Origin of the sequence: Clavibacter vidaverae, assembly GCF_047529985.1 — a bacterium.
Lineage (GTDB): Bacteria > Actinomycetota > Actinomycetes > Actinomycetales > Microbacteriaceae > Clavibacter > Clavibacter nebraskensis_A.
On sequence record NZ_JBLJAM010000001.1, the window covers coordinates 637,206 to 661,197 of the forward strand.

Annotated in this window: 18 protein-coding genes; 8 read left to right on the forward strand and 10 right to left on the reverse strand. The window is 75.1% G+C overall.

What is annotated here, in order from left to right; all coding sequences use genetic code 11:
- The first annotated feature begins 18 nt into the window (after positions 1-18).
- The 5 genes from ACMT9T_RS02990 (at position 19) to ACMT9T_RS03010 (ending at position 6,549) form a co-directional block, all read left to right on the forward strand.
- Positions 19-1,707: a long-chain-fatty-acid--CoA ligase gene (locus tag ACMT9T_RS02990; RefSeq protein WP_414744166.1), complete on the forward strand. Its 1,689-nt coding sequence runs from the start codon at positions 19-21 to the stop codon at positions 1,705-1,707.
- 98 nt (positions 1,708-1,805) lie between these two features.
- Positions 1,806-2,804, forward strand: coding sequence for an SDR family oxidoreductase (locus ACMT9T_RS02995; RefSeq protein ID WP_414744167.1), 999 nt, complete (start codon positions 1,806-1,808; stop codon positions 2,802-2,804).
- Between the two features lie 9 nt (positions 2,805-2,813).
- Positions 2,814-4,262 (forward strand): phytoene desaturase family protein, encoded by a 1,449-nt coding sequence (locus ACMT9T_RS03000; RefSeq protein ID WP_414744168.1) that lies wholly within the window; start codon positions 2,814-2,816, stop codon positions 4,260-4,262.
- Positions 4,263-4,335: 73 nt separating this feature from the next.
- Positions 4,336-4,782: an SRPBCC family protein gene (locus ACMT9T_RS03005; RefSeq protein WP_414744169.1), complete on the forward strand. Its 447-nt coding sequence runs from the start codon at positions 4,336-4,338 to the stop codon at positions 4,780-4,782.
- 78 nt (positions 4,783-4,860) lie between these two features.
- On the forward strand, positions 4,861-6,549 hold the full coding sequence (locus tag ACMT9T_RS03010) for a long-chain-fatty-acid--CoA ligase (RefSeq protein WP_414744170.1): 1,689 nt from the start codon (positions 4,861-4,863) through the stop codon (positions 6,547-6,549).
- A 33-nt stretch (positions 6,550-6,582) separates the two neighbouring features.
- Here the strand turns inward: ACMT9T_RS03010 and ACMT9T_RS03015 are convergent, their stop codons facing one another.
- Both ACMT9T_RS03015 and ACMT9T_RS03020 read right to left on the reverse strand, forming a co-directional pair.
- Positions 6,583-7,263 (reverse strand): hypothetical protein, encoded by a 681-nt coding sequence (locus tag ACMT9T_RS03015; RefSeq protein WP_414744171.1) that lies wholly within the window; start codon positions 7,261-7,263, stop codon positions 6,583-6,585.
- Positions 7,264-7,432: 169 nt separating this feature from the next.
- Positions 7,433-8,143 (reverse strand): DedA family protein, encoded by a 711-nt coding sequence (locus tag ACMT9T_RS03020; RefSeq protein ID WP_414744172.1) that lies wholly within the window; start codon positions 8,141-8,143, stop codon positions 7,433-7,435.
- Between the two features lie 112 nt (positions 8,144-8,255).
- Between ACMT9T_RS03020 and ACMT9T_RS03025 the strand changes: the two genes are divergently transcribed.
- The gene (locus ACMT9T_RS03025) at positions 8,256-9,908 is read left to right on the forward strand and encodes a hypothetical protein (RefSeq protein WP_414744173.1); all 1,653 of its coding nucleotides are present in this window, start codon (positions 8,256-8,258) and stop codon (positions 9,906-9,908) included.
- A 32-nt stretch (positions 9,909-9,940) separates the two neighbouring features.
- Here ACMT9T_RS03025 and ACMT9T_RS03030 read toward each other — a convergent pair whose 3' ends face one another.
- The 4 genes from ACMT9T_RS03030 to gatC are packed head-to-tail and all read right to left on the reverse strand — an operon-like array spanning position 9,941 to position 15,000.
- The gene (locus ACMT9T_RS03030) at positions 9,941-11,578 is read right to left on the reverse strand and encodes an ABC-F family ATP-binding cassette domain-containing protein (RefSeq protein ID WP_414744174.1); all 1,638 of its coding nucleotides are present in this window, start codon (positions 11,576-11,578) and stop codon (positions 9,941-9,943) included.
- Complete coding sequence (gene gatB, locus ACMT9T_RS03035; protein ID WP_414744175.1) at positions 11,575-13,077, reverse strand: Asp-tRNA(Asn)/Glu-tRNA(Gln) amidotransferase subunit GatB; 1,503 nt, start codon at positions 13,075-13,077, stop codon at positions 11,575-11,577. The genes ACMT9T_RS03030 and gatB overlap by 4 nt, the downstream gene beginning before the upstream one ends.
- Complete coding sequence (gene gatA / locus ACMT9T_RS03040; RefSeq protein WP_414744176.1) at positions 13,077-14,624, reverse strand: Asp-tRNA(Asn)/Glu-tRNA(Gln) amidotransferase subunit GatA; 1,548 nt, start codon at positions 14,622-14,624, stop codon at positions 13,077-13,079. Before gatA ends, gatB begins: the two co-directional genes overlap by 1 nt.
- Positions 14,625-14,631: 7 nt before the next feature.
- Positions 14,632-15,000, reverse strand: coding sequence for an Asp-tRNA(Asn)/Glu-tRNA(Gln) amidotransferase subunit GatC (gene gatC, locus ACMT9T_RS03045; RefSeq protein WP_414744177.1), 369 nt, complete (start codon positions 14,998-15,000; stop codon positions 14,632-14,634).
- 56 nt (positions 15,001-15,056) lie between these two features.
- Between gatC and ACMT9T_RS03050 the strand changes: the two genes are divergently transcribed.
- Positions 15,057-15,503: an META domain-containing protein gene (locus tag ACMT9T_RS03050; RefSeq protein ID WP_414744178.1), complete on the forward strand. Its 447-nt coding sequence runs from the start codon at positions 15,057-15,059 to the stop codon at positions 15,501-15,503.
- A 33-nt stretch (positions 15,504-15,536) separates the two neighbouring features.
- On the opposite strand, the gene ACMT9T_RS03055 is transcribed toward ACMT9T_RS03050, so the two are convergent.
- The 4 genes from ACMT9T_RS03055 to ACMT9T_RS03070 all read right to left on the reverse strand — a co-directional run bounded on the left by ACMT9T_RS03055 (position 15,537) and on the right by ACMT9T_RS03070 (position 21,871).
- Complete coding sequence (locus ACMT9T_RS03055; RefSeq protein ID WP_414744179.1) at positions 15,537-16,892, reverse strand: alpha/beta hydrolase; 1,356 nt, start codon at positions 16,890-16,892, stop codon at positions 15,537-15,539.
- Between the two features lie 128 nt (positions 16,893-17,020).
- Positions 17,021-19,501, reverse strand: a complete 2,481-nt coding sequence (gene ligA, locus ACMT9T_RS03060) for an NAD-dependent DNA ligase LigA (protein WP_414744180.1) — start codon at positions 19,499-19,501, stop codon at positions 17,021-17,023.
- Between the two features lie 7 nt (positions 19,502-19,508).
- On the reverse strand, positions 19,509-20,669 hold the full coding sequence (gene mnmA / locus ACMT9T_RS03065; RefSeq protein ID WP_414744181.1) for a tRNA 2-thiouridine(34) synthase MnmA: 1,161 nt from the start codon (positions 20,667-20,669) through the stop codon (positions 19,509-19,511).
- Complete coding sequence (locus tag ACMT9T_RS03070) at positions 20,666-21,871, reverse strand: cysteine desulfurase family protein (protein WP_414744182.1); 1,206 nt, start codon at positions 21,869-21,871, stop codon at positions 20,666-20,668. The genes mnmA and ACMT9T_RS03070 overlap by 4 nt, the downstream gene beginning before the upstream one ends.
- 19 nt (positions 21,872-21,890) lie before the next feature.
- On the opposite strand from ACMT9T_RS03070, the gene ACMT9T_RS03075 reads away from it, so the two are divergent.
- Entirely contained in the window at positions 21,891-23,948 is a 2,058-nt protein-coding gene (locus ACMT9T_RS03075; protein WP_414744183.1) for a glycogen debranching protein, read from the forward strand.
- The last annotated feature ends 44 nt before the right edge of the window (positions 23,949-23,992 follow it).

Sequence of the window (23,992 nt, forward strand, 5' to 3'; positions counted from 1 at the left end):
ATTCCCTATGGTTGGGACATGAGCATCGACGCCGACCGCCCGTGGGTACGCAGCTACGCGGACGGGGTGTCGGCCGACATACCTCCCGTGATCGGATCCCTGGTCGACATGGTCGAGCGCTCGGTCCAGCGGCACGCCAAGGCCGTGGCCCTCGAGTTCTTCGGGCGCGAGACCACGTACCGCGAGCTGGGCGACCAGATCGCCCGCGCGGCCGAGGGGCTGCGCCGGCTGGGCGTGCGGAAGGGCGACCGCGTGGCGCTCGTGCTGCCGAACTGCCCGCAGCACGTCGTCGCGTTCTACGCGGTGCTCCGCCTCGGCGCGATCGTCGTGGAGCACAACCCGCTGTACACGCCGCGCGAGCTCCGCCACCAGTTCGAGGACCACGGCGCGCGCGTCGCCATCGCCTGGAACACGGTCGTCGGCACCATCCAGGACATGCCGCGCGACGTGCCCGTCGACACGATCGTCTCGGTCGACCTGCCCGCCGCCATGCCGCTCGCCACGCGCCTCAAGCTCCGCCTCCCCGTGCCCGCCGCACGTCGCGCCCGTGCCGCGATCACCGCGCCCGTGAAGGGCACGGTCACGTGGGAGGAGCTCGTCGACCACCGCCGCATCGCCGCGTCCCGCCCGAGGCCCGAGCTCGACGACACCGCGATCCTCCAGTACACGAGCGGCACGACCGCGAGCCCCAAGGGCGCGATCCTCACCCACCGCAACCTGCACGCGAACGCCATGCAGGGCCGCGCCTGGGTGCCCGGCCTCGCGGACGGCGGCGAGACCGTCTACGGCGTGCTGCCCATGTTCCACGCCTACGGCCTCACGCTCTGCCTCACCTTCGCCATGGCCATCGGCGCGCGCCTCGTGCTCTTCCCGAAGTTCGACGTGGACCTCGTGCTCGCCGCCGCCCGGAAGCACCCGCCGACGTTCCTGCCCGCCGTCCCGCCCATCTACGAGCGGCTGGCGCGCGGGGCGGAGGAGAAGCGGGTCGACCTCACGGGCGTCCGGTTCGCGATCTCCGGCGCCATGAACCTCCCCGTGTCCACCGTCGAGCTGTGGGAGGGCCTCACGGGCGGCTACCTCGTGGAGGGCTACGGGCTCACCGAGACGTCGCCCGTCGCGCTCGGCAACCCCATCGGCCCGTCGCGCCGGCCCGGCACCGTCGGCGTGCCGTTCCCCAGCACGTACGTCCGCGTCGTGGATCCCGAGGACCCCACCGTCGACCGCGCCCCCGGGGAGGAGGGCGAGCTGCTCATCCGCGGGCCGCAGGTGTTCCAGGGCTACTGGCGCCGCCCCGACGAGACGCGCGCCGCGCTCCTCGACGGCGGCTGGTTCCGCACGGGCGACATCGTCCGCGTCGACGCCGACGGCTTCACCACCATCGTCGACCGGATGAAGGAGCTCATCATCACGGGCGGCTTCAACGTCTCCCCGAGCGAGGTCGAGGACGTCGTCCGCGGCGCGCCGGGCGTCCAGGGCGTCGCCGTGGTCGGCCTCCCGTCCCCGGACGGCGGCGAGGACGTCACGGCCGCGGTCGTGGCGGAGCCGGGCGCCACCGTCGACGAGGCCGCGATCCGCGCGTACTGCCGTGCGCACCTCACCGCGTACAAGGTCCCGCGCCGCGTCGTCCAGGTGGACGCGCTGCCGACGTCGCTCATCGGCAAGGTGCTCCGCCGGCAGGTGCGCGAGGACCTCCAGCGCGAAGGCTGACCGCCGCCTGGCAGGTCGGGCCCCCGCCGGGGTCGGCACGCCGGGAGCGTCCTACGGTGGAGGAGCACGTTTCGTGCACCAACCATCGAGGGAGCGCAATGACCAGAGGCATCGCCGTCGTCACCGGAGGATCGGCCGGACTCGGCCGAGCGACCGTGCGGGAGCTCGCCGACCGCGGCTGGGACGTGGCCGTCCTGGCGCGCGGCGAGGACGGGCTCGCGGGCGCCGTCGCCGACATCGAGGCGCGCGGGCGCCGCGGCCTCGGCATCTCCACCGACGTCGCCGACCGCCTGGCCGTCGAGGCCGCCGCCGACCGCGTCGAGGACGAGCTCGGCCCCATCGACCTCTGGGTCAACGACGCCATGGTCGGCGTCTTCGGCGAGTTCCTCACGACGGATCCGGCCGACTTCGAGCGCGCGACGGCCGTCAACTACTTCGGCTTCGTCAACGGCACGCGCGCCGCGCTCAGCCGCATGGTGCCCCGCGACCGCGGCCACGTGATCCAGGTCGGCTCGGCGCTCGCCCACCGCGGGATCCCGCTGCAGGCCGCGTACTGCGCCGCCAAGCACGCCGTGCAGGGCTTCACCGAGTCGGTGACGACCGAGCTGATCCACAACGGGAGCAAGGTCACGATCTCGACGGTCGACATGCCGGCCCTCAACACGATCCAGTTCAACTGGGTGAAGTCGCAGCTGCCGCACCACCCGCAGCCCGTGCCGCCGATCTTCGAGCCCGAGGTGGGGGCGCAGGCCATCGCCGCCGTCGCCGAGAAGCCGAAGCGCCGCAACTGGGTGGGCGAGCCGACGGTGAAGACCGTCCTCGGGAACCGCTTCGTCGCGAACTGGCTCGACGGCTACCTCGCCAAGGTCGGCTACTCGGGCCAGCAGGCCGCCGAGAAGACCCAGCCCATGCTGCCGACCAACCTCTACACGCCGACCGCGGGCGACCACGGCGCGCGCGGCATCTTCAGCGACCAGGCTCGCACCATGAGCCCGCAGATCTGGATCGTCCGCAACCGCGCGAAGACCGTCGCGATCGGGGCGGGTGCGCTGCTCTCCGGGATCGTCGCGGGCACCGCCGCGCTCCGTCGCCGATAGCCTCGACGCATGGGTGACATCGACGCGATCGTGGTCGGATCCGGGCCGAACGGACTGGCCGCGGCCGTGACGATGGCTCGCGCGGGCCTCCGGGTCGAGGTGCACGAGCGGGCGGAGACGATCGGCGGCGGCAGCCGCACGGCCGAGCTCACGCTCCCGGGCTTCCACCACGACATCTGCTCGGCGGTGCACCCCATGGCGCTCGCGTCCGGGTTCTTCCGCGCCTTCCAGCTCGAGCGGCGGATCGACCTCGTCGTGCCGGACATCTCCTACGCGCACCCGCTCGACGGGGGCGTCTCGGGCATCGCCTACCGCGACATCGACCGCACGGCCGACGCGCTCGGCGTCGACGGCCGCGCCTGGCGGCAGCTGATGGGGCCTCTCGCCGCATCCGCCGACCGCGTCGCCCAGTTCACGAACGGCCCGCTCCTCCAGGTGCCCCGCCACCCGCCCACCGCGATCGCCCTCGGGCTCCGCGCGCTCGAGCAGGGCTCGCCGTTCTGGAACGCGCGCTTCCGCGGGGACGTCGCCCCGGCCATGTTCACCGGCGTCGCGGCCCATGCGATCCAGACCATGCCGAGCGTGTCGACGGCGGCGGCCGCGCTCTCCCTCGGCGCCTACGCGCACGCCCGCGGCTGGCCCGTTCCCGTCGGCGGCAGCCAGGCCATCGTCGACGCGATGGTCGACGACCTGCGCGCGCACGGCGGCGAGGTCGTCACGGGGTCCGAGGTGCGCACTCTCCGCGAGCTGCCCGCCGCGCGCGCCGTGCTCCTCGACACCAGCGCGCGCGCCCTCGCGCGCATCGCCGGCGACCGCCTGCCCGAGCGCTACCTCCGCGCGATCCGCCGCTTCCGCTACGGCAACGCCGCCTCCAAGGTCGACTTCGCGCTGTCCGGGCCCGTGCCGTGGACGGATCCCGAGCTCCGCCGCGCGGGCACGCTGCACGTCGGCGGGACGCGCGCCGAGATCCAGCGGGCCGAGCGCGACGTGGCCGCGGGCCGCCACAGCGACGACCCGTACGTGCTCGTCGCGCAGCCCTCCATCGACGACCCCGGCCGGGCTCCCGAGGGGAAGCACGTGCTGTGGGCCTACACGCACGTGCCCGCGGGATCCACGGTCGACCAGACCGAGGCCATCACGCGCCAGATCGAGCGCTTCGCCCCCGGCTTCCGCGACCTGATCCTCGCCTCGTCCAGCATCGACGCCGTCGGCATGGAGGAGCACGACCCCAACTACATCGGCGGCGACATCGCCGCGGGCGCCGCGAGCGTGTGGCAGCTGCTCGCGCGTCCGGTGCTCTCGCCGGATCCGTGGCGGACGCCCGCCGCGGGCGTCTACCTCGCGTCGAGCTCGGCCACGCCCGGCCCCGGCGTGCACGGCATGGCCGGCTACCAGGCGGCCCGGAGCGCGCTCCGGCACGAGTTCGGCATCGACCGCGGGCCGGACCTCTCGCTGTAGCAGGGCGGCCTCGGGGCGTCGAGCCCCTCGTCCCCGATTACCGGAGGCTGGACGCGCGGACCAGACTGGACCCATGTCCGTCACCCGCCGCCGCATGAAGTGCTCCCCGTCCGACGTCGCCGAGGTGGTCGGCGACGGCTGGCTGTTCCCCGCCTGGGTCGTGGGTGCGTCCCGCATGCGCGCGGTCGACGACGCGTGGCCCGCGGTGGGCGCGAAGCTGCACCACTCCTTCGGGTCCTGGCCGTTCCTCATCGACGACGCCACCACCGTGCTCGAGTGGGACGCCCCGCGGCGCATGGTGATGCAGCCGAAGGGCTGGCCGCTCGGCGAGGCCCGCGTGACCATCGAGGTGCGGACGCTGCCCGACGGCTGCGAGGTGCGCATGACCGAGGAGGCCGTGCGCGGACCCGGGCGCCTCGTCCCCGCGCCGCTGATGGACCTCCTGCTGCACGCCCGGAACGTGGAGACCCTGCGCCGGCTCGCGTACCTCGCCGAGGGGCGGCACGCCGGCCGGGTCTGATCCGCGCGGCCGGTCCCCTCCCGTCCCGTCGCCTCCGCGTCACCGGGCGGCGGACCGCCGCGGCCTAGGGTGGGAGGGGTGAGCACCCCCACCGACCGGCCCTGGCTGGCCAGCTACGCGCCCGACGTCCCGCACGAGATCGACCTCCCGCAGGGATCGCTCGTCGACATCGTCGACCAGTCCGTGCTCCGCTTCCCGGGCGGAACCGCGCTCGACTTCCTCGGCGCCGAGACCAGCTACCGGGAGCTCGGCGAGCTGATCGCCCGCGCCGCCCAGGGCCTCGCCGACGCCGGGGTCCGCGCCGGGGATCCGGTGGCGATCGTGCTGCCGAACTGCCCGCAGCACGTCGTCGCGTTCTACGCGGTGCTGCGCCTCGGCGCGGTGGTCGTCGAGCACAACCCGCTCTACACACCGCGCGAGCTGCAGCACCAGTTCGAGGACCACGGCGCGCGGACGGTGATCGCGTGGGACCGGTCGGTCGCCACGATCCAGGCGCTGCCGGACGGCGCGCGGCCCGAGCGCATCGTGTCGGTCGACGTCACGCGCGCCATGCCGCGGCGGACGCGGCTGCTCCTCCGCCTCCCCGTCCCGAAGGCGCGGGCGGCGCGCGCCGCGATCGCCGCGAAGGTCACGGGCACGCTCCCCTGGGAGCGCGTCGTCGCCGCCTCTCCTCTGCCCGCCGAGCACCCGCGCCCGACAGCCGACGACCTCGCGGTCATTCAGTACACGAGCGGCACCACGGGCGCGCCGAAGGGCGCCGAGCTCACGCACCTCAACCTCAGCGCGAACGCGGCCCAGTCGCGGGCGTGGGTGCCCACCGTGCCGCGCGGCACGAGCGTCGTGTACGCCGTGCTGCCCATGTTCCACGCCTACGGGCTGACCCTCTGCCTCACCTTCGCGATGAGCATGGGCTCGCGGCTCGTGCTCTTCCCGCGCTTCGAGCCGGACCTCGTGCTGCAGGCCATCCGCCGCCACCCGCCCACGTTCCTGCCGGCGGTCCCGCCCATCTACGCGCGCCTCCGCCAGGCCGCCGAGGACGCGGGCGTCTCGCTCGCGGGCATCTCGATCTCGATCTCCGGGGCCATGGCCTTGCCCGAGTCGGTCGTGGTGCCCTGGGAGGAGCAGACCGGCGGCTGGCTCGTCGAGGGATACGGCCTGTCCGAGTGCTCGCCCGTGCTCATGGCCAACCCCGTGGGCGACACGCGTCGCGCGGGGACGGTGGGCCTGCCGCTGCCGAACACCGAGGTGCGGGTCGTGGATCCCGAGGACCCGACCGTCGACCGCCCCGCCGGCGAGCCCGGCGAGCTGCTCGTGCGCGGGCCGCAGGTGTTCCGCGGGTACCACGGCCGGCCCGACGAGACGGCCGCCGTGCTGCTCGAGGGCGGCTGGTTCCGCACGGGCGACGTCGTGACGCTCGACGAGGGCGGCTTCGTGCGCATCGCCGACCGGATCAAGGAGCTCATCATCACGGGCGGCTTCAACGTCTCGCCGTCCGAGGTGGAGGACGCGGTGCGCGAGCTCGCCGGGGTGCAGGACGCGGCCGTGGTCGGGATCCCCCGCGACGGCGGCGACGAGGAGGTCGTCGCGGCCGTCGTGCTCGAGGAGGGCGCGACGCTCGACGAGCAGGCCGCCCGCGCGGAGCTGCGCGGGCACCTGACCGCGTACAAGGTGCCGCGCCGGATCGTGGTGCTCGATGAGCTGCCCACGTCGCTCCTCGGCAAGGTGCTGCGCCGGAAGGTGCGCGAGGGGCTCGTCGAGGCGGGCTAGGCGCCCGGTCTCTGGCCCGGGCGCCGGGGTGCGCTAGAAGAAGTCGCCGCCGCCGAAGTCGCCGCCGCCCATGTCGGCGCCGCCGCCGAAGTCGCCCGCGCCGAAGTCACCGCTGCCGAGGTCCCCGGCGCCCGCGTCGGCGCCGCCGGCATCCGCAGCGCCCGCGTCCGCGCCGCCGTCGGCACCCGCGTCGCTCCCGTCCGTCCCCGCGTCGCCGCCGTCGGCTGCCGCCGCGTCCTGGCCGACCGCGTCGGGGATGAGCGCCTGCGCGATGGCCGAGCCGACCACGACGCCCGCGATGGTGCCGAGCATGGATCCGGCGATCATGCCGCCCATGCCCATGCCGCCCCCGCCGCCTCCCGCGAGGCCGCCGCGCGGGCCGAGCGTGCGCTCGAGGGTGCCGGGCGCGCGCATCTCGGAGCGGGTGGCCGAGCGGGCGAGCGACTCGGGGCGATCGTCGAGGGGCGCGTCGCCCTCGGCGGCGTCCGCGCTCAGCTGGCGGAAGAGGATCTCGCGCTGCTCGGGTGTGAGCTTCTGGAAGGCCTCGAGGTGCACCTCCTCGATCCTCTCGGGCGGCGCGGTGCGGAGGAGGTAGCGGTAGCGCTCGACGGCGACCTCGTCGGCGCTGCGCTCGCGCGGCGCGCCCGCGGCAGACCGGTCGCGTCGCTCGGCGGGCTGCTCGTCGCGGCCCAGGAGCCTGTCCAGGAATCCCATGGTGGTGCCTCTCGCAGGGGCCGGATCGGCGCGCGTCGCCGACCGCATCAGCCGTGCGTCACGCTATCCGGCGCGGCAGGGAGAGCCGTGGGAGGCCCGTGCGCGTCGCCCGGGCGCGCGCCTCAGCCGTCCTGGCGACGCTGCTGGACGCGGCGGCGCACCGCGCGCCTCAGCCGTCCTGGCGACGCTGCTGGACGCGGCGGCGCACCGCGCGCCCGACCAGCAGGAGCAGCAGGATCCCGAGCACGCCGTAGACGGCGTAGTCGAGGTACTGGGCGTACCGGTCGATGAGCTCGTACTGGCTGCCGAGCGCCGCGCCGAGCCCGATGAGGGCGCCGTTCCAGAGCCCGCTGCCGGCGATCGTGTAGAAGCTGAACGTGCCGAGGTGCATGCCCGCCGCGCCCGCGGGCAGCGAAATGAGGCTGCGGACCCCCGGCACGAGCCGGCCGAAGAACACGGCCGAGCGGCCGTGCCGGTGGAACCACGCGGCGGCGACCTCGAAGTCGTGGCGCTCCACGAGCGGGAGCTTGGAGAGCACACGGATGGTGCGCTCCTCGCCCGCCTTCCGCCCGAGCCAGTAGAGCAGGAGCGCGCCGAGGTAGGCGCCGAGGGTGCTCGCGATGATGACGAGCACGAGGTTCATGCGCCCGGTGGCGGCGACGAAGCCCGCGAGCGGCAGCACGACCTCGCTGGGGATGGGCGGGAAGACCGTCTCGATGAAGGTCATGGCGCCGACGCCCGCCTCGCCGAGCGCCTCGATCACGCGCGCGGCGGCGCCCACGAGCCCGTCGAGGCCCTGGAGCGGATCCTCCCCCGTCGCGGCGGGGCGGGCCCCGGCGATCGTCGTCGGCAGGAGGGTCGGCGGCAGGAGGGCGGTCACCCGACCACGGTACCCGGCCCGTCCGGGACGCCCGCGCGGCCGCCACGCCCGGGCGTCCGCCGGGGGTCCTCGCATCCGCCCGCCGCCCGCCGAGGTCCCGTAGCGTGTCGGGGTGTCCTCCCCGCTCCGCCTCCCCCAGTCCCTCCGCGCCGCCGTCTCCCTGATCGTCGCCGCCGGCCTGGTCGTCGGCCTCGGCGCGTGCACCGCGCAGGACGAGGCGCCCGACGTGCAGCGGCCCGTGACCGCCGCGCCGGACGCGCCGCTCACCGTGGTGGGCGACGCCGACGACTCGGGCGCGTCCGTCGCGATGAGCGGCAGCCTCTTCCGCTCCTCCCCCGTCGCGGTGCTCGCGCCGTCGGGCGACGTCGCGGCCCAGGAGCTCGGAGCCGAGGCGGCCGTCGCGCTCGGTGCGCCGCTGATCGTCGCGGGCGCCGGCGCGCAGCCCGAGATCCAGCGCCTCGGCTCCTCCGGCGTGCTCGCGGTCGGCGACCTCGCCGACGACGCGACCGCCGGCCTCCCCGACGCGACGACGGTGGTGCGCGCCGACCACGCGGCCGACGTGGCGCGCGTGACGGGCGCGGACGTGGCGGACGCCGCCGACGCGGATCCCGCCGCCGCCGTCTCGCGCGTGGCCGGGCTCGCCGCGCCCGACGCCGCCGCCGACGCGAGCCCCGCATCGCCCGCCGGATCCGCCGACTCCGGCCTGCCGTCCACCGCTCCGGCCGCCGCCCTCCCCGGCGCGCACGCGCTCGCCACCGACGCGGGGTCGTCCCTCGCCGCGGTCGCCACGGCGCGCGCGGCCGGGGTGGGCGTCACGGTGGTGCCCGACGCGACCCCCGATCCGCGCGCCTCGGCCGACGCCGTCACCGCGCTGCACGACGCGGGCGCGACCAGTACCATCGCCGTCGGCGCCGCGTACGCGGGCGACGCCTCGCTCGAGGGCCGGATCCGCACGGCCGCGACGGGCGACCAGCTCCCCGGCGGCGGCCAGCTCGTCCTGCCGGGCAAGCGCTACGTCGCGCTGTACGGCGCGGCCGGCACGGGCGCGCTCGGCGTCCTCGGCGAGCAGGGCCCGGCGGACGCGGTCGCGCGCGCGAAGGCGCAGGCGGCCGAGTACCGGCCGTACTCGGACGAGCCCGTGATCCCCATGTTCGAGCTCATCGCGACCGTCGCCGCGGGGGCGGCCGGGCCCGACGGCGACTACTCCGCCGAGGTGCCGGTCGAGACGCTGCAGCCCTGGATCGACGCCGCGCGGGATGCGGGTGTCTACGTCGTCATCGACCTGCAGCCCGGCCGCACCGACTTCCTCACGCAGGCGAAGCGCTACGAGTCCGTGCTCGCGCAGCCGGGCGTGGGCCTCGCGCTCGACCCCGAGTGGCGGCTCGGCCCGGACCAGGTGCCGCTCAAGCAGATCGGCAGCGTGTCGGCCGCCGAGGTCGACGCCACGACCGACTGGCTCGCCGGCCTCGTGCGCGAGAAGGGCCTCCCGCAGAAGATGCTCGTGCTGCACCAGTTCCGGCTCAGCATGATCCAGGACCGCGCCTCCATCGACATGTCGCACCCCGAGCTCGCGATGCTCGTGCACGCCGACGGGCAGGGCGGCCAGCCCGACAAGCAGGCCACCTGGCGGGCCCTGCACGCCGACGCGCCCGCCGGGATCGCCTGGGGCTGGAAGAACTTCATCGACGAGGACAAGCCGATGCTCACCCCTGAGCAGACGATGCGCGAGGTCTCGCCCGTGCCCGACCTCGTCACCTACCAGTAGGCGACGCGGCCGGGCCGGGCCCGGCCGGGCGGTCAGGACTCGGTGACGCGCCCCGCGTCCACGTGCCAGTGCCGGTCGAGGCGCACGGCGTCCAGCATCCGCCGGTCGTGCGTGACGAGCAGCAGCGTGCCGTCGTAGCCCTCGAGCGCCTGCTCGAGCTGCTCGATGGCGGGCAGGTCGAGGTGGTTGGTCGGCTCGTCGAGCACGAGGAGGTTGACCCCGCGCGCCTGCAGCAGCGCGAGCCCGGCGCGCGTGCGCTCCCCCGGCGACAGGCCGTCGACGGGGCGCGTGACGTGGTCGGCGCGCAGGCCGAACTTGGCCAGCAGCGTGCGGACCTCCGCGGGCGACATGTCGGGCACCTGCTCGGCGAACGACTCCGCGAGCGGCAGCTCGCCGCGCAGCGACGCGCGCGCCTGGTCGATCTCGCCCACCTGCACGCTGCGGCCGGGCGACGCGTCGCCGGCGTCGGGGGCGATGCGGCCGAGGATCAGGCCGAGGAGCGTCGACTTGCCGGCGCCGTTCGGTCCCGTGATGCCGATGCGGTCGCCGCCGTCGACCTGGAGCGAGACCGGCCCGAGCGTGAAGGAGCCCCGCGTGACGGTCGCCTCGCGGAGCGTCGCGACGACCGCGCTGGAGCGCGGCGCCTGCCCGATGGTGAAGGCCAGCTCCCACTCCTTGCGCGGCTCCTCGACCTCCTCGAGGCGCGCGATGCGGCTCTCCATCTGGCGGACCTTCTGGCCCTGCTTCTCGCTCGACTCGACCGAGGCCTTGCGGCGGATCTTGTCGTTGTCGGGCGCCTTCCGCATCGCGTTGCGGACGCCCTGCGACGACCACTCGCGCTGCGTGCGGGCGCGGGACACGAGGTCGGCCTTCGTGTCCGCGAACTGCTCGTACGCCTCGCGCGCGTGGCGGCGGGCGACCTGGCGCTCCTCGAGGAACGCGTCGTAGCCGCCCTCGTAGACGCGGACGCTGTCCTGCGCGAGGTCGAGCTCGACGACGGTCGTGACGCAGCGCGCGAGGAACTCGCGGTCGTGCGACACGAGCACCACGCCGCCGCGGAGGCCGCGCACGAACGACTCCAGGCGCGCGAGCCCGTCGAGGTCGAGGTCGTTGGTGGGCTCGTCGAGGAGCACGACGTCGAAGCGGCTGAGGAGCAGGGCGGCCAGGGCCACGCGCGCGGCCTGGCCGCCGGAGAGCCCGGCGGTGGCGAGCTCCGGATCGAGGTCGAGCCCGAGCTCCGCGAGCGTCACCGGGAGGCGCTCGTCGAGGTCGGCCGCGCCGCTCGCCATCCAGCGGTCGAGCGCGGTGCCGTACGCGTCGTCGGCACCGGGCAGGCCCTCGCCGAGCGCGACCGCCGTGCGGTCCAGCTCCGCGGACGCCTCGGCGCACCCCGTGCGACGGGCGACGTAGCCCGCGACGGTCTCGCCGGGGACCCGCTCGTGCTCCTGCGGCAGCCACCCGATGAACGCGTCGGCGGGCGAGAGCAGCACGCGGCCGTCCTGCGGCGCGTCGACGCCGGCGAGGAGCCGGAGCAGCGTGCTCTTGCCGGCGCCGTTCGCGCCGACGAGGCCCACGACGTCCCCGGGCGCGACCGTGAGGTCGAGCCCGGAGAACAGCGTGCGGTGCCCGTGGCCTCCGGCGAGGCCGCGCGCGACGAGGGTCGCGGTCACGAGGCCTGCGCGCGCTCCAGCACGAGCTCGCGGACGCGGGCCGCGTCCGCCTGGCCGCGCATGGCCTTCATCACGGCCCCGATGACGGCGCCGGCGGCCTGCACCTTGCCGTCGCGGATCTTCGCGAGCACGTCGGGCTGGGCCCGCAGCGCCTCGTCGATGGCCTGGATGAGCGGGCCGTCGTCGGACACGACCGCGAGGCCGCGGGCGTCCACGACCTCCTGCGCCGTGCCCTCGCCGTCGATGACGCCCTCGATCACGTCGCGCGCGAGGCGGTTCGTGAGCGTGCCGGCCTCGACCAGCTCGATGACGGACGCGACCTGCTCCGCGGTGATGAGCGTCGCCGCGTCCACGCCGCGCGCGTTGGCGATGCGGGCGATCTCGCCCGTCCACCACTTGCGCGCCGCCTGCGGTGCGGCGCCGGCCTCGACCGTGTCGACGAGCTCGGTGAGGAGCCCCGAGTTCACGACGTCCTGGAACTCGAGGTCGGTGAAGCCCCACTCGGCCTTGAGCCGGCGGCGGCGGATCGCGGGCGACTCGGGCAGCGCGGCCCGCAGCTCCTCGATCAGCTCGGCGCTCGGCTGCACGGGCAGCAGGTCGGGCTCCGGGAAGTAGCGGTAGTCGTCCGCGTCGCTCTTCGGACGGCCAGCCGACGTGCGGCCGGTGTCCTCGTGCCAGTGGCGCGTCTCCTGCGTGATCGTGCCGCCCGCGGCGAGGATCGCCGCCTGGCGCTGGATCTCGTAGCGGATGGCGCGCTCGACGCTGCGGAGCGAGTTGACGTTCTTCGTCTCCGTGCGCGTGCCGAGCTTGCCGGATCCGCGCGGGCTCAGCGAGATGTTCGCGTCGCAGCGGAGGTTGCCGCGCTCCATCTTCGCGTCGGAGATGCCGAGGGCCACGACGATGTCGCGGATGGTCGACACGTACGCCTTCGCGAGCTCCGGCGCCTCCGCCTCGGCGCCGTAGATGATGTCGGTGACGATCTCCACGAGGGGCACGCCCGCGCGGTTGTAGTCGACCAGGGAGTGGTCGGCGCCCTGGATCCGGCCCGTCGCGCCGCCCACGTGCGTGAGCTTCCCGGCGTCCTCCTCCATGTGCGCGCGCTCGATCGGCACCGTGACGATGCGGCCGTCGGGCATCTCGACCTCGACGGAGCCGCGGAACGCGATGGGCTCGTCGAACTGGCTGATCTGGTAGTTCTTCGCGAGGTCCGGGTAGAAGTAGTTCTTCCGGGCGAAGCGCGAGCTCGGCGCGATCTCGCAGCCGAGCGCGAGCCCGAGGCTGATCGAGTAGCGCACGGCCTGCTCGTTCACCACGGGCAGCGAGCCCGGGAGCCCCAGGTCCACCGGCGTGATGTTGGTGTTGGGCTCGCCGCCGAAGAAGTTCGGGGCGTCGGAGAACATCTTCGTGCGCGTGTTGAGCTCCACGTGCACCTCGAACCCGAGCACGGGCTCGAACATCTCGATGGCCTTGTCGTAGTCCATCAGGTCTGCCTTGGCCATCAGTGCGTGTCTCCGTCCGTGGTGCGGCGCGCGGCGCGCGCGAGCTCGGGGGCCTTGGCGAGCAGCGGCCCGCCCCACTGTCGCTCGAGGATCTGCTCGAGGGCGGCGCCGACCGTGTAGAGGCGCGCGTCCTCGCGGGCGGGCGCCATGAACTGGATCCCGACGGGCAGGCCGTCCTCGGGCGCGAGCCCGATGGGGAGGCCGATGCCGGGGACGCCCGCGAGGTTCGCGGGGATCGTCGTGAGGTCGTTGAGGTACATGGCCAGCGGGTCGTCGAGCTTCTCGCCGAGCTTGAACGCCGTCGTGGGCGCGCTCGGCGTGACGAGCACGTCGACCTGCTGGAACGCGGCGTCGAAGTCGCGCTGGATGAGCGTGCGGACCTTCTGCGCGCTGCCGTAGTACGCGTCGTAGTAGCCGGCGCTCAGGGCGTAGGTGCCGAGGATGATGCGGCGCTTGACCTCGGGGCCGAAGCCGGCCTCGCGCGTCGCGGCCATGACGTCCTCGACCGTGCCGCCGCCGGGCGGGTTCACGCGGAGGCCGAAGCGCACCGAGTCGTACTTCGCGAGGTTGCTCGACGCCTCCGCGGGGAGGATCAGGTAGTACGCCGCGATGGCGTGCTCGAAGTTCGGGGCGGAGACCTCGACGATCTCGGCGCCGGCCTGCTCGAGGAGCGCGAGCGCCTCGCGGAAGCGCTGCGTGACGCCGGCCTGGAAGCCCTCGCCGTCGAGCTGCTTCACGACGCCGACGCGGACGCCCTTCAGGGATCCCTCGCGCTGCCCGGCGCGCGCCGCGTCCGCGAAGGACGGCCACGCGTCGGTGAGCGACGTGGAGTCGCGCGGGTCGTGCCCGCCGATGACGTCGTGCACGAGCGCCGAGTCGAGCACCGTGCGGGACACGGGACCGACCTGGTCGAGGCTGGAGGCGAGCGCGATGGCGCCGTAGCGGCTCACGCCGCCGTAGGTGGGCTTGACGCCGACCGAGCCGGTGACGGCGGCGGGCTGGCGGATGGATCCGCCGGTGTCGGAGCCCAGCGCGACGGGCGCCTCGAACGCGGCGACCGCGGCCGCGGATCCGCCGCCCGAGCCGCCGGGGATGCGGTCGAGGTCCCACGGGTTGTGCGTGGCGCCGAACGCGGAGTGCTCGGTGGACGAGCCCATCGCGAACTCGTCCATGTTGGTCTTGCCGAGCGGCACGAGGCCCGCGGCGCGGAGGCGCTGGACCACGGTCGCGTCGTACGGCGGCGTCCAGCCCTCGAGCATGCGCGAGCCCGCGGTCGACGGCATGTCGATGGTGCAGAGCACGTCCTTGATGGCGATGGGAACACCCGCGAGCGGCCCGAGCGCCTGGCCGTCGGCGCGCTGGGCGTCGATCTCGGCGGCGCGCCCGAGCGCGCGTTCCCCGGATACGTGGAGGAACGCGTGGACGTCGCCGTCGACGTGGTCGATGCGATCGAGGTGCGCGCGCACGGCGTCGACGCTCGACACGTCGCCCGAGGCGAGGCGGTCGGCGAGGGCGGAGGCGCTGAGGCGCGTGAGGTCGTCGGTCATGGTGCTCCTACTGCTCTTCGCCGAGGATCGCCGACACCTTGAAGCGGGATCCGTCGTGCTCGGGTGCGCCCGCGAGCGCCTGGGCGGTGGTGAGGGTCTCGCCCGGAACGTCGGGGCGGTAGACGTTGACCAGCGGGATCGGGTGGCTCGTGGCCGGGACGTCGGGCGTCGCGACCGCGGTGACCTTGGCGACCGACTCGACGATCAGGCCCAGCTCGGCCGTGAGCGTGTCGATCTCCTCGTCGCTCAGGCGGATGCGCGCGAGACCGGCGAGGTGCTGCACCTGCTCCCGGCTGATCTGCTCCGTGGGGGTCGGCGCCTGGGGGATGTCGTCCCCGCTGGTCGCGTCGGCGGGCTCGGGCCGGGTGTCGGACATGCGTCTCCAAAGGACTGTGTGCGGGGGTACCGGGAGATTCTATTAGCGTGACCCCCATGCCGACCGCCTCCCGGATCCCCGCCCGACGCCGATCCGGACGAGGTCGCGCCGCCTCGGTCGGGACGGCCGTCGCGCTGGCGCTCGTGCCCCTCGCCGGCTGCGCCCCCGTGCACGACGTGCGCGGCAACTGGCACCTCGTGGCGGCGTCCGACTCCGCGGGCGACCTCGGGGTGGGCGACGCGCTCATCACCATGCGCGTCGGCGGCGGCGCGATCAGCGGACGCGGACCCTGCAACGACTACCGCGGCCCCATCGGCGACGTGGGCGACGGGATGCTCCGCGCGGTCGTGCCCGGCACCCTGCCCTGCGAGGACGGCGGTCTCGAGGCGCGCTACCTGCAGGACCTCGCCCGGGTCTCGTCGCTCGAGGTGCACGACGGGCACCTCGTCGCCGCCGGCCCCGACGACGTGCGGCTGGAGTACGCCGAGCGCAGCCGCGGCTGACCCGGCGCCGCGCGCGACCGCAGCGGGTCCCGGCTAGCGCCCGCTCGCGTCCGCGGCGCCCACCGAGGCGACCGGCCGGTCGATGCCGATCAGCGCGAGGTTCCGGAAGGACTCCGTGCCGCGGTCGAAGTAGCTGTTGTGCCCCACCGCGCCCGCCAGCGCGCCGTCGGCCGAGACGCCCGCCCGGCCGCCCGTGCCCCCGACGCCGAAGAGCTCGGCCCCGAACGACGGGCTCCCCGGGTCCTGGCCGAACAGCGACGAGCCGACCACGGGATCCCACGGCGCCTCGCCGACGAACACCCGCCCGGCCGGCACGTCGAGCTGCGACGCCTCGCGCACCGCGCCGCCCGGGGATCCGACGACGGCGAGGGCGTCGACGGACGCGCGCCCGCTGGAGAGCGCGAGCATGGCCGCCGTCGAGCCGTAGGAGTGCGCGATGACCGTGAGGTACGGCGGATCGTCGCGGCGCAGGCCCTGGATCCCCTGGATCGCGTCCTGCAGGCGCTCCGCCCCCTCCTCGGCGAGGGTGAGCGTCGCGATGCCCGTGAGGTCGGGCGTGCGGTAGCCGATCCACGCGACGGCCGCCACGCCGCCGGAGGCGCCCGCGCCCGTGCCGAGCAGCCGCGTCTGCTGGACCTGCAGGCGGGCGGTGACCTCGGTCCAGTCCACGAGCCGGTCGGTCACCGGGTAGTACATGCCGGGCACCACGATGTCGACGTACGCGGCGGTGGCGAGGTCGCCCATCACGACGCCCGCGCGGCCGGGCCAGACGGCGTCGAGCGTGAGGAGCGACCGCGCGGGGCCGCCCGGCTCGGCCTCGAGCGCCTCCCGCACCTGGGCGAGCATCCGCATGTCGCTGCCGAGCGCCTGCTGGGCGCCGCGTCCCGGCGTGCGCGCGGCCGACTCGTGGAGCTCGCGCTCCCGCTCGTCGAGGAAGCGGCGGTTCGCGGCGTCGCGGACGTCGAACGGGATCCCCTCGAGGTTGCCGACGAGCTCCGGCATGCCCGCCACCAGGTCGCGCCGCGCGTCCGGCGCGAGGCCCGCCCACCAGGCCGCGACGCCTGACACCGCGGGCGGCCGGCGGATGAGCTCGCGGACCGTGGCCGGGATCGCGCGCGCCAGCCGGCGCAGCTCGGGCACGTCCAGCTCGGGCAGGGCCCCGAGCAGGGCGACGGGCGACGTCCCGCGGAGCGCGGCGTCGGAGACGCGGGCGTCGCGGAGCTGCGTCACGACGCGGGCGGGGCTCGCCAGGTGCGCGCCCGTCGCGGGATCCGCGGCGTCCGGCCCCGCGAGCACGGCGGGCGGACGCGCGGCGGCCCGGGCGCCGTCGGCGGGGACGACGACGGCCCCGACCAGTCCGCAGAGGACGGCCGAGGCGATCAGCGCCACGCGGGCGCGGGAGAGAACGATCGGAGACCCCCAGTGAGCCGGCGTGGGAGGGCCGGCGCCGGAGGGAGGCGGGCCCGCCGACGCGCTCATCCATGCTATCGGCGCGGGGGGCCGGGCGGGAGGGCCGATCAGGCCGGGTTCCCGCCTCCGTCCGGCGCGGCGTCGGTCGGCGCCTCGTCCGTCTCCGGGGCCGCCTCGGCCGCGGTTGCGGCGGCGGTCGCGCGCTTCCGGGTGCGCTTCGGCTTCGGCTCGACGGCCGGGGCCTCCGCGGCGTCGTCGGGCGCCGGATCCGCCTCGGGCAGCGCGATGGCGTCCGGCCCCTGCTCCACGAGCAGGCGGAACTCGGCGGCGTCGATGATGCGCACGCCGAGCGCCTCGGCCTTGCCGAGCTTGGAGCCCGCGCCGGGGCCGGCCGCGACGTAGTGCGTCTTCTTGCTCACGCTGGATCCGGCCTTGCCGCCGGCCGCCATGATCGCCTCGAGCGCGCCCTCGCGGGTGTAGCCCTCGAGCGATCCCGTGGCCACGACCGTGAGGCCGGCGAGCACGCCGCCCGCGGCCGCCGCGGCGCCGGGACCCGGGTGCCCGGGCACGGCCGTGACGACCCCTGCCCTCTCCCAGCGGTCCACGATCTCGCGGTGCCAGTCGACCTCGAACCAGTCGAGCAGCGCGTCGGCGATGATGCCGCCCACGCCGTCGACCGCCGCGAGCTCCTCGCGGCTGGCGGCGCGGATGGCGTCGAGCGAGCCGAACCAGCTGGCCAGCGCGCGGGCGGCGACCGGGCCGACGTGGCGGATGCTGAGCGCGACGAGGATGCGCCAGAGGTCCTGGGTCTTCGCCTTCTCGAGGTTCTCGAGGAGCACCTCGGCGGACTTCGACGGCACGCTGTCCTCGTCGCCCCACGGGTCGGCCGGGTCGAAGTCGCCGTCGCGCTTCTGTCGACGGCGGCGGAACGGCGTGACGCGCTTCGCCTCGCCCGTCTTCTCGTCCACCTTGACCATGCCGGTCTCGGCGTCGCGGACGACGACGGTGATGGGCACGAGATCGGCCATCGTGAGCTCGAACAGGCCCGCCTCGGTCTCGAGCGGGGGGTCCTCGGGCTCGAGCGGCTGGGTGAGCGCGGCCGCGGCGACCTCGCCGAGGCCCTCGATGTCGAGCGCGCCGCGCGACGCCACGTGCTCGACGCGGCCGCGCACCTGCGCCGGGCAGCTGCGGGCGTTCGGGCAGCGGAGGTCGATGTCGCCCTCCTTGGCCGGCTTCAGCGGCGTCTGGCACTCGGGGCAGAGCGTGGGCATGACGAACTCCCGCTCCTTCCCCGTGCGCAGCTCCACGACCGGGCCGAGCACCTCGGGGATGACGTCGCCGGCCTTGCGGAGCACGACCGTGTCGCCGATGAGGACGCCCTTGGCCTTCACGACCTGCTGGTTGTGCAGCGTGGCCTGGCGCACCTCGGATCCGGCGACCTCGACCTTCTCCATGACCGCGAACGGCGTGGCCCGACCCGTGCGGCCGACGCTGACGACGATGTCGAGGAGCGTCGTGTTGACCTCCTCGGGCGGGTACTTGTAGGCGGTCGCCCAGCGCGGCGCGCGGCTGGTGGCGCCGAGCTCCTCGTGGAGCCCGAGGTCGTCGACCTTGACGACGATGCCGTCGATCTGGTGCTCGACCTCCGCGCGGTGCGCACCGTGGCGCCGCACGAACTCCGTGACCTCGGCGACGTCGTCGAAGACCCGGAAGTGCGTGGAGATGGGCAGGCCCCACCCCTTCAACAGCCCGTAGACCTCCGACTGCGCAGATACGTGCGCGTCGCGCTCCAGCTCGCGGACGGGCCAGGCGCCGATGCCGTGCACGAGCATGCGGAGGCGGCGGATGCGCGCGTGCATGAGCTCGAGGCGCGCGGGGCTCTTGCCCTCCTCCTTCTGCCGGAGGGATCCGGCGGCGGCGTTCCGCGGGTTCGCGAAGACGCGCTCGCCCACCTCCAGCTGCCGGGCGTTGAGCTCGTCGAACTCGGCGACGGGGAAGAAGATCTCGCCGCGCACCTCGACGAGCGGCGGGTGCCCGCTGCCCTCCAGGCGCTCGGGGACGGTGCCCATCGTGAGCACGTTGCGCGTGACGTCCTCCCCCACGACGCCGTCGCCGCGCGTGGCCGCCGTGACGAGCACGCCGTGCTCGTAGCGCAGGTTGATGGCCAGCCCGTCGATCTTGAGCTCGCTGAGGTAGCGGACCCGGCCGCTGCCGGCGTCGCGCTCGACCTTGGCCGCCCACTCGGCGAGCTCCTCCTCGCTGAAGACGTTGTCGAGGCTGAGCATGCGCTCGGCGTGCGTGACGGGCGCGAAGAGCGTGGTCTCGGCGCGGCCGCCGACCCGCTGCGTGGGGCTGTCCTGGCTGCGGAGCTCGGGGTGCGCCTCCTCGAGCGCCTCGAGCTCGTGCACGAGCGCGTCGTACTCGGCGTCGCTGACGGTGCTCGCGTTGCCCTCGTAGTACTCGTCGCGGTGGCGCTCGATCTCGGCGCGCAGCTCGTCGACGCGCGCGGACGCGGCCGCAACCTCGGGGGGCGTGGTGGCGGGGACGGCGTCGTCCGCGGCGGGCGAGGCGGTGGCGGTGTCGCTCATGGGCGCGTCACTCCCCCGCGGCCGCGCCGACGAGCTCGGCGCGCATCGGCGGCCGCGCGTCGGCGACGGCGCTCACGGTGCGGTCGATGGTGACCTGGCCGAGCACGCGCGTGCCGGCGTAGACGACGGCGGTCTGCCCGGGGGCGACGCCGATGAGGTGCTCTCGCGGGGTGATCACGAGCTCGATGATGCCGTCGACCTCCGACACCGCCGCCCGCGCGGGCACGGGATCGGCGTGGGCGCGGATCTGCACGTCGCAGTCGAACGGCTGGTCCGGCCGCATGGGCGGGGTGCCGGCCCATGTGAAGGAGGATCCGGCGATCTCGCGGATCGCGAGCGCCTCCTGCGGCCCGACCACGACCGTGTTGTCCTTCGGCCGGATCTCGAGCACGAACCGCGGCCGGCCGTCGGCGGCGGGCGTGCCGATCGCGAGCCCCTTGCGCTGGCCGACCGTGAAGGCCGCGGCGCCCTGGTGCGTGCCGATCGCGTTCCCGGCGCCGTCGAGGATCTCGCCCGGCGCCGCGCCCACGCGGTCGGCGAGCCAGCCGCGCGTGTCCCCGTCGGGGATGAAGCAGATGTCGTGGCTGTCGAGCTTCTGCGCCACCTGGATCCCGCGGGCGGCGGCCTCGGCGCGCACCTCGGCCTTGGACGGCGTGGATCCGAGCGGGAAGTAGGAGTGCGCGATCTGCTCGGCCGTGAGCACCCCCAGCACGTACGACTGGTCCTTGGCCCACGCGGCCGCGCGGTGCAGCTCGGGCTGGCCGTCGGGTCCCGGGATCACGTCGGCGTAGTGGCCCGTGCAGACGGCGTCGAAGCCGAGGTCGAGCGCCTTCTCGAGGAGCGCGGCGAACTTGATCCGCTCGTTGCAGCGCATGCAGGGGTTGGGGGTGCGGCCGGCCTGGTACTCGGCCACGAAGTCGTCCACGACGTCCGCGGCGAAGCGCTCCGAGAAGTCCCAGACGTAGAACGGGATGCCGAGCAGGTCGGCCGTGCGCCGCGCGTCCATCGAGTCCTCGATGGTGCAGCAGCCGCGGGATCCGGTGCGGAGCGTGCCCGGCATGCGGCTGAGCGCGAGGTGCACGCCCGTCACGTCGTGCCCGGCCTCGACGGCGCGGGCGGCGGCCACGGCGGAGTCGACTCCGCCACTCATCGCTGCGAGGATCTTCACCCGCTGAGCCTACGCGCCGCGCGCCCCGCGAGACCCGCCCGGGAGGCGCGCGCGACGGCGTCCGGCAGCGCCGCGAGGAGCGCGTCGACGTCGGCGTCGGTCGTCGTGCGGCCGAGCGTGAAGCGGAGCGCGCCGCGGGCCTCGTCCTCGGGCACGCCCATGCCGAGGAGCACGTGCGAGACCTCGGGCACGCCCGCCTGGCACGCGGATCCGGTGCTCACCGAGACGCCCGCCATGTCGAGGAGCAGCAGCAGCGAGTCGCCCTGGCAGCCGGCGAAGGTGAGGTGCGCGTTGCCGGGCAGGCGTCCGGCGGGATCCGGGTCGCCGCGGAGCACCGCGCCCGGCACGTCGCGCAGCACCGTCTCCACGAGGCGGTCGCGCAGGGCGGCGAGGCGGATGCGCTCGGCGTCGAGCTCGGCGACCGCGAGGGTCACGGCCGTGGCGAAGGCGACCGCGGAGGCGGCGTCCTGCGTGCCCGAGCGCACCTGCCGCTGCTGGCCGCCGCCGTGGATCTGCGGATCCACCGTCGCCTGCCGCGCCAGCACGAGGGCCCCGCTGCCGACGGGCCCGCCGACCTTGTGGGCCGAGACGCTCACGGCCGAGACCCCGGCCTCGCGCCAGCGCCGGAACGGGACGGGCATGTGGCCGAGGGCCGCGACCGCATCCACGTGCACGGGGACGCCGTGGGCCGCGGCGAGCGCCGCGAGCTCCTCGACCGGCTGGATCGTGCCGACCTCGTTGCTGGCGGCGAGGAAGGTGAGGAGGGAGACGGATCCGGGGTCGGCGGCGAGCGCGGCGCGGACGGCGTCGACATCGATGCGGCCGAGCGCGTCGATGGGCAGCCGCTCGACGACGGCGCCGCGGTGCTCGAGCCACTCGACGGTGTCCACCGTGGCGTGGTGCTCGCCGTCGGGCACGAGGATGCGGGTGCGCCGCGGGTCCGCCGCGACGCGCGCGCCGTGCAGCCCCTTGATCCCGAGGTTCACCGACTCGGTGCCGCCGGACGTGAGCACGACCTCGACCGGGTCCGCGTCGAGCGCCCCCGCGATCCGCTCGCGCGCCTCCTCGAGCACCCGCCGGGCCTCCTGGCCGTGCGAGTGGATGGAGGACGGGTTCCCCACGAGGGTGAGCGCCCCGGCGAGCGCCGCGATCGCCTCCGGCCGCATCGGGGTCGTGGCGGCGTGGTCCAGGTAGACCGTCATGCCCCCTACCCTAGGTCGCATGCCGCGCCCCGGACCGCCCGTGCCCCTGGGGCTGACGCTCTCCGACCAGGGCGGCACGCTCCGCCTCGTGAGCCACGGGGCCTCCGCCGTGGAGCTCACCGTCTCGTCCGTCGACGACCCGCGCCGCGTGGCCGAGGTCGTCGCGATGGAGCGCGGGGACGAGGGCGTGTGGACGGGATCCAGCGCGCGGCTCGTCCCGGGCACCGCGTACTCGGTGCGCGTCGACGGCGACCCCGCGCCGGGCGACTCCTTCGACCCGACGCGCCACCTGCTGGATCCGTACGCACGCGCCCTCGTGCAGGTCGGCCCGGCCGCGTGGCGCTCGGTCGTCACGAGCGACGTCCCCGCCGACGAGCGCGCGGCCCGCCGCGCCGCGCGGCCGGTCGTGCCCCGCGACCGGCAGGTGCTCTACGAGCTGCACGTGCGCGGCTTCACCAAGCTCGACGAGCGGCTGCCGGAGGAGGTCCGCGGCACGTACGCGGGGCTCGGGCACCCGGCCGCCGTGGAGCGCCTGGTCGACCTCGGGATCACGACGGTCGAGCTCCTGCCCGTGCACGCCTCCACGAGCGAGGAGCGGCTGCGCGCGCAGGGCCGCATCAACCACTGGGGCTACAACACGCTCGCCTACCTCGCGCCGCACGCGCCGTACGCCACGCGGGCGTCGCGGGACGCGGGGGCGGACGCGGTCGCGGCGGAGTTCCGCGGCATGGTCGACGCGCTGCACGCCGCCGGGATCCAGGTCGTGCTCGACGTCGTCTACAACCACACCGCCGAGGAGGGCGCGGACGGGCCCGTCACGAGCCTCCGCGGCATCGACGGCTCGCGCTACTACCGCCACACGCCGGACGGCACGCCCATCGACGTGACGGGCTGCGGCAACACCGTCGACCTGTCCCGGCCGGACGCGCAGCGCCTCGTGCTCGACTCGCTCGAGCACTGGTCCGACGTGATGGGCGTCGACGGCTTCCGCTTCGACCTCGCCGTGACCCTCGGCCGCGACGAGCACGTGGACTTCGACCCCGCGCACCCGCTGCTGCGGGCCATCGTCGAGGACGAGGCGCTCGAAGGGCTGCTCATGATCGCCGAGCCGTGGGACGTGGGCATGGGCGGCTGGCGCACGGGCGGGTTCGGATCCGGCTGGAGCGAGTGGAACGACGGCTACCGCGACCGCGTGCGCGACTTCTGGCTCACGGACGTCGCCGAGGCCCGCCGCTGGGGCCGCGCGCCGAACGGGGTGGGGGCGCTCGCCTCCAGCCTCGCCGGATCCTCGGACACCTTCGCCGCCGACCGCGGACCGCTCGCGTCGGTCTCGTTCGTCACGGCGCACGACGGGTTCACGCTCGCCGACCTCACGTCCTACGACCGCAAGCACAACAGCGGAAACGGCGAGTCCAACCGGGACGGCACCGAGACGAACCGCTCCTGGAACCACGGCGTGGAGGGGCCGACGCGCGACGCCGCCGTCCTCGCGGCCCGCCGCCGGTCGTCGCGCAACGTGCTCGGCACGCTCCTCGTCTCGGCCGGGATCCCCATGCTCACCATGGGCGACGAGCGCGGCCGCACCCAGCGCGGCAACAACAACGGGTACTGCCTCGACAACGAGGCGACGTGGATGCACTGGGACGAGGACGCCTGGCGGCTCGACCTGCACGCGACCACGCGCCACCTGCTCCGCATCCGGCGGGAGAACCCCGCGCTCCGTCCCGTCCGCTACGCGTCGCCCGACGCGCGCGTGCCGAGCGCCTCGGTCCTCGCCTGGCGGGACGCCTCCGGCGCGCCCATGACCGACGAGGCGTGGGGCTCGACGGGCACGCGCACGCTGCAGTGGATCACGACCTCGACCCCCGAGACCGAGGACCCGAGCTGCGTGCTCGTCGTGGTGCACGGCCTCGAGACCCGGCAGGAGGTCGTGCTGCCGGAGCACGACGGCGTGACGGCCTGGCGCCTGCTCTGGACCAGCGAGTGGGAGCGGCCCGAGGTCGTCACGACGGACGACGCGCCCGGCGACCGCGTCGAGGTCGACGGGCCGGCCGTGCGGATCTACCGCGCGGGCTGAGCGCCGACCCCCGGACGCCCCCGTCGCAGCCCGGACGGGGGCCG

Bases quoted from the DNA above. Each gene is read 5' to 3' on its own strand.
- gatB (WP_414744175.1), bottom strand. From the start codon at position 13,077: ATGGCCAAGGCAGACCTGATGGACTACGACAAGGCCATCGAGATGTTC.
- ACMT9T_RS03075 (WP_414744183.1), top strand. From the start codon at position 21,891: ATGCCGCGCCCCGGACCGCCCGTGCCCCTGGGGCTGACGCTCTCCGAC.
- ACMT9T_RS03015 (WP_414744171.1), bottom strand. From the start codon at position 7,263: ATGGGATTCCTGGACAGGCTCCTGGGCCGCGACGAGCAGCCCGCCGAG.
- gatC (WP_414744177.1), bottom strand. From the start codon at position 15,000: ATGTCCGACACCCGGCCCGAGCCCGCCGACGCGACCAGCGGGGACGAC.
- ACMT9T_RS02995 (WP_414744167.1), top strand. From the start codon at position 1,806: ATGACCAGAGGCATCGCCGTCGTCACCGGAGGATCGGCCGGACTCGGC.
- ACMT9T_RS03005 (WP_414744169.1), top strand. From the start codon at position 4,336: ATGTCCGTCACCCGCCGCCGCATGAAGTGCTCCCCGTCCGACGTCGCC.
- ligA (WP_414744180.1), bottom strand. From the start codon at position 19,501: ATGAGCGACACCGCCACCGCCTCGCCCGCCGCGGACGACGCCGTCCCC.
- ACMT9T_RS02990 (WP_414744166.1), top strand. From the start codon at position 19: ATGAGCATCGACGCCGACCGCCCGTGGGTACGCAGCTACGCGGACGGG.
- ACMT9T_RS03050 (WP_414744178.1), top strand. From the start codon at position 15,057: ATGCCGACCGCCTCCCGGATCCCCGCCCGACGCCGATCCGGACGAGGT.
- ACMT9T_RS03070 (WP_414744182.1), bottom strand. From the start codon at position 21,871: ATGACGGTCTACCTGGACCACGCCGCCACGACCCCGATGCGGCCGGAG.
- ACMT9T_RS03000 (WP_414744168.1), top strand. From the start codon at position 2,814: ATGGGTGACATCGACGCGATCGTGGTCGGATCCGGGCCGAACGGACTG.
- gatA (WP_414744176.1), bottom strand. From the start codon at position 14,624: ATGACCGACGACCTCACGCGCCTCAGCGCCTCCGCCCTCGCCGACCGC.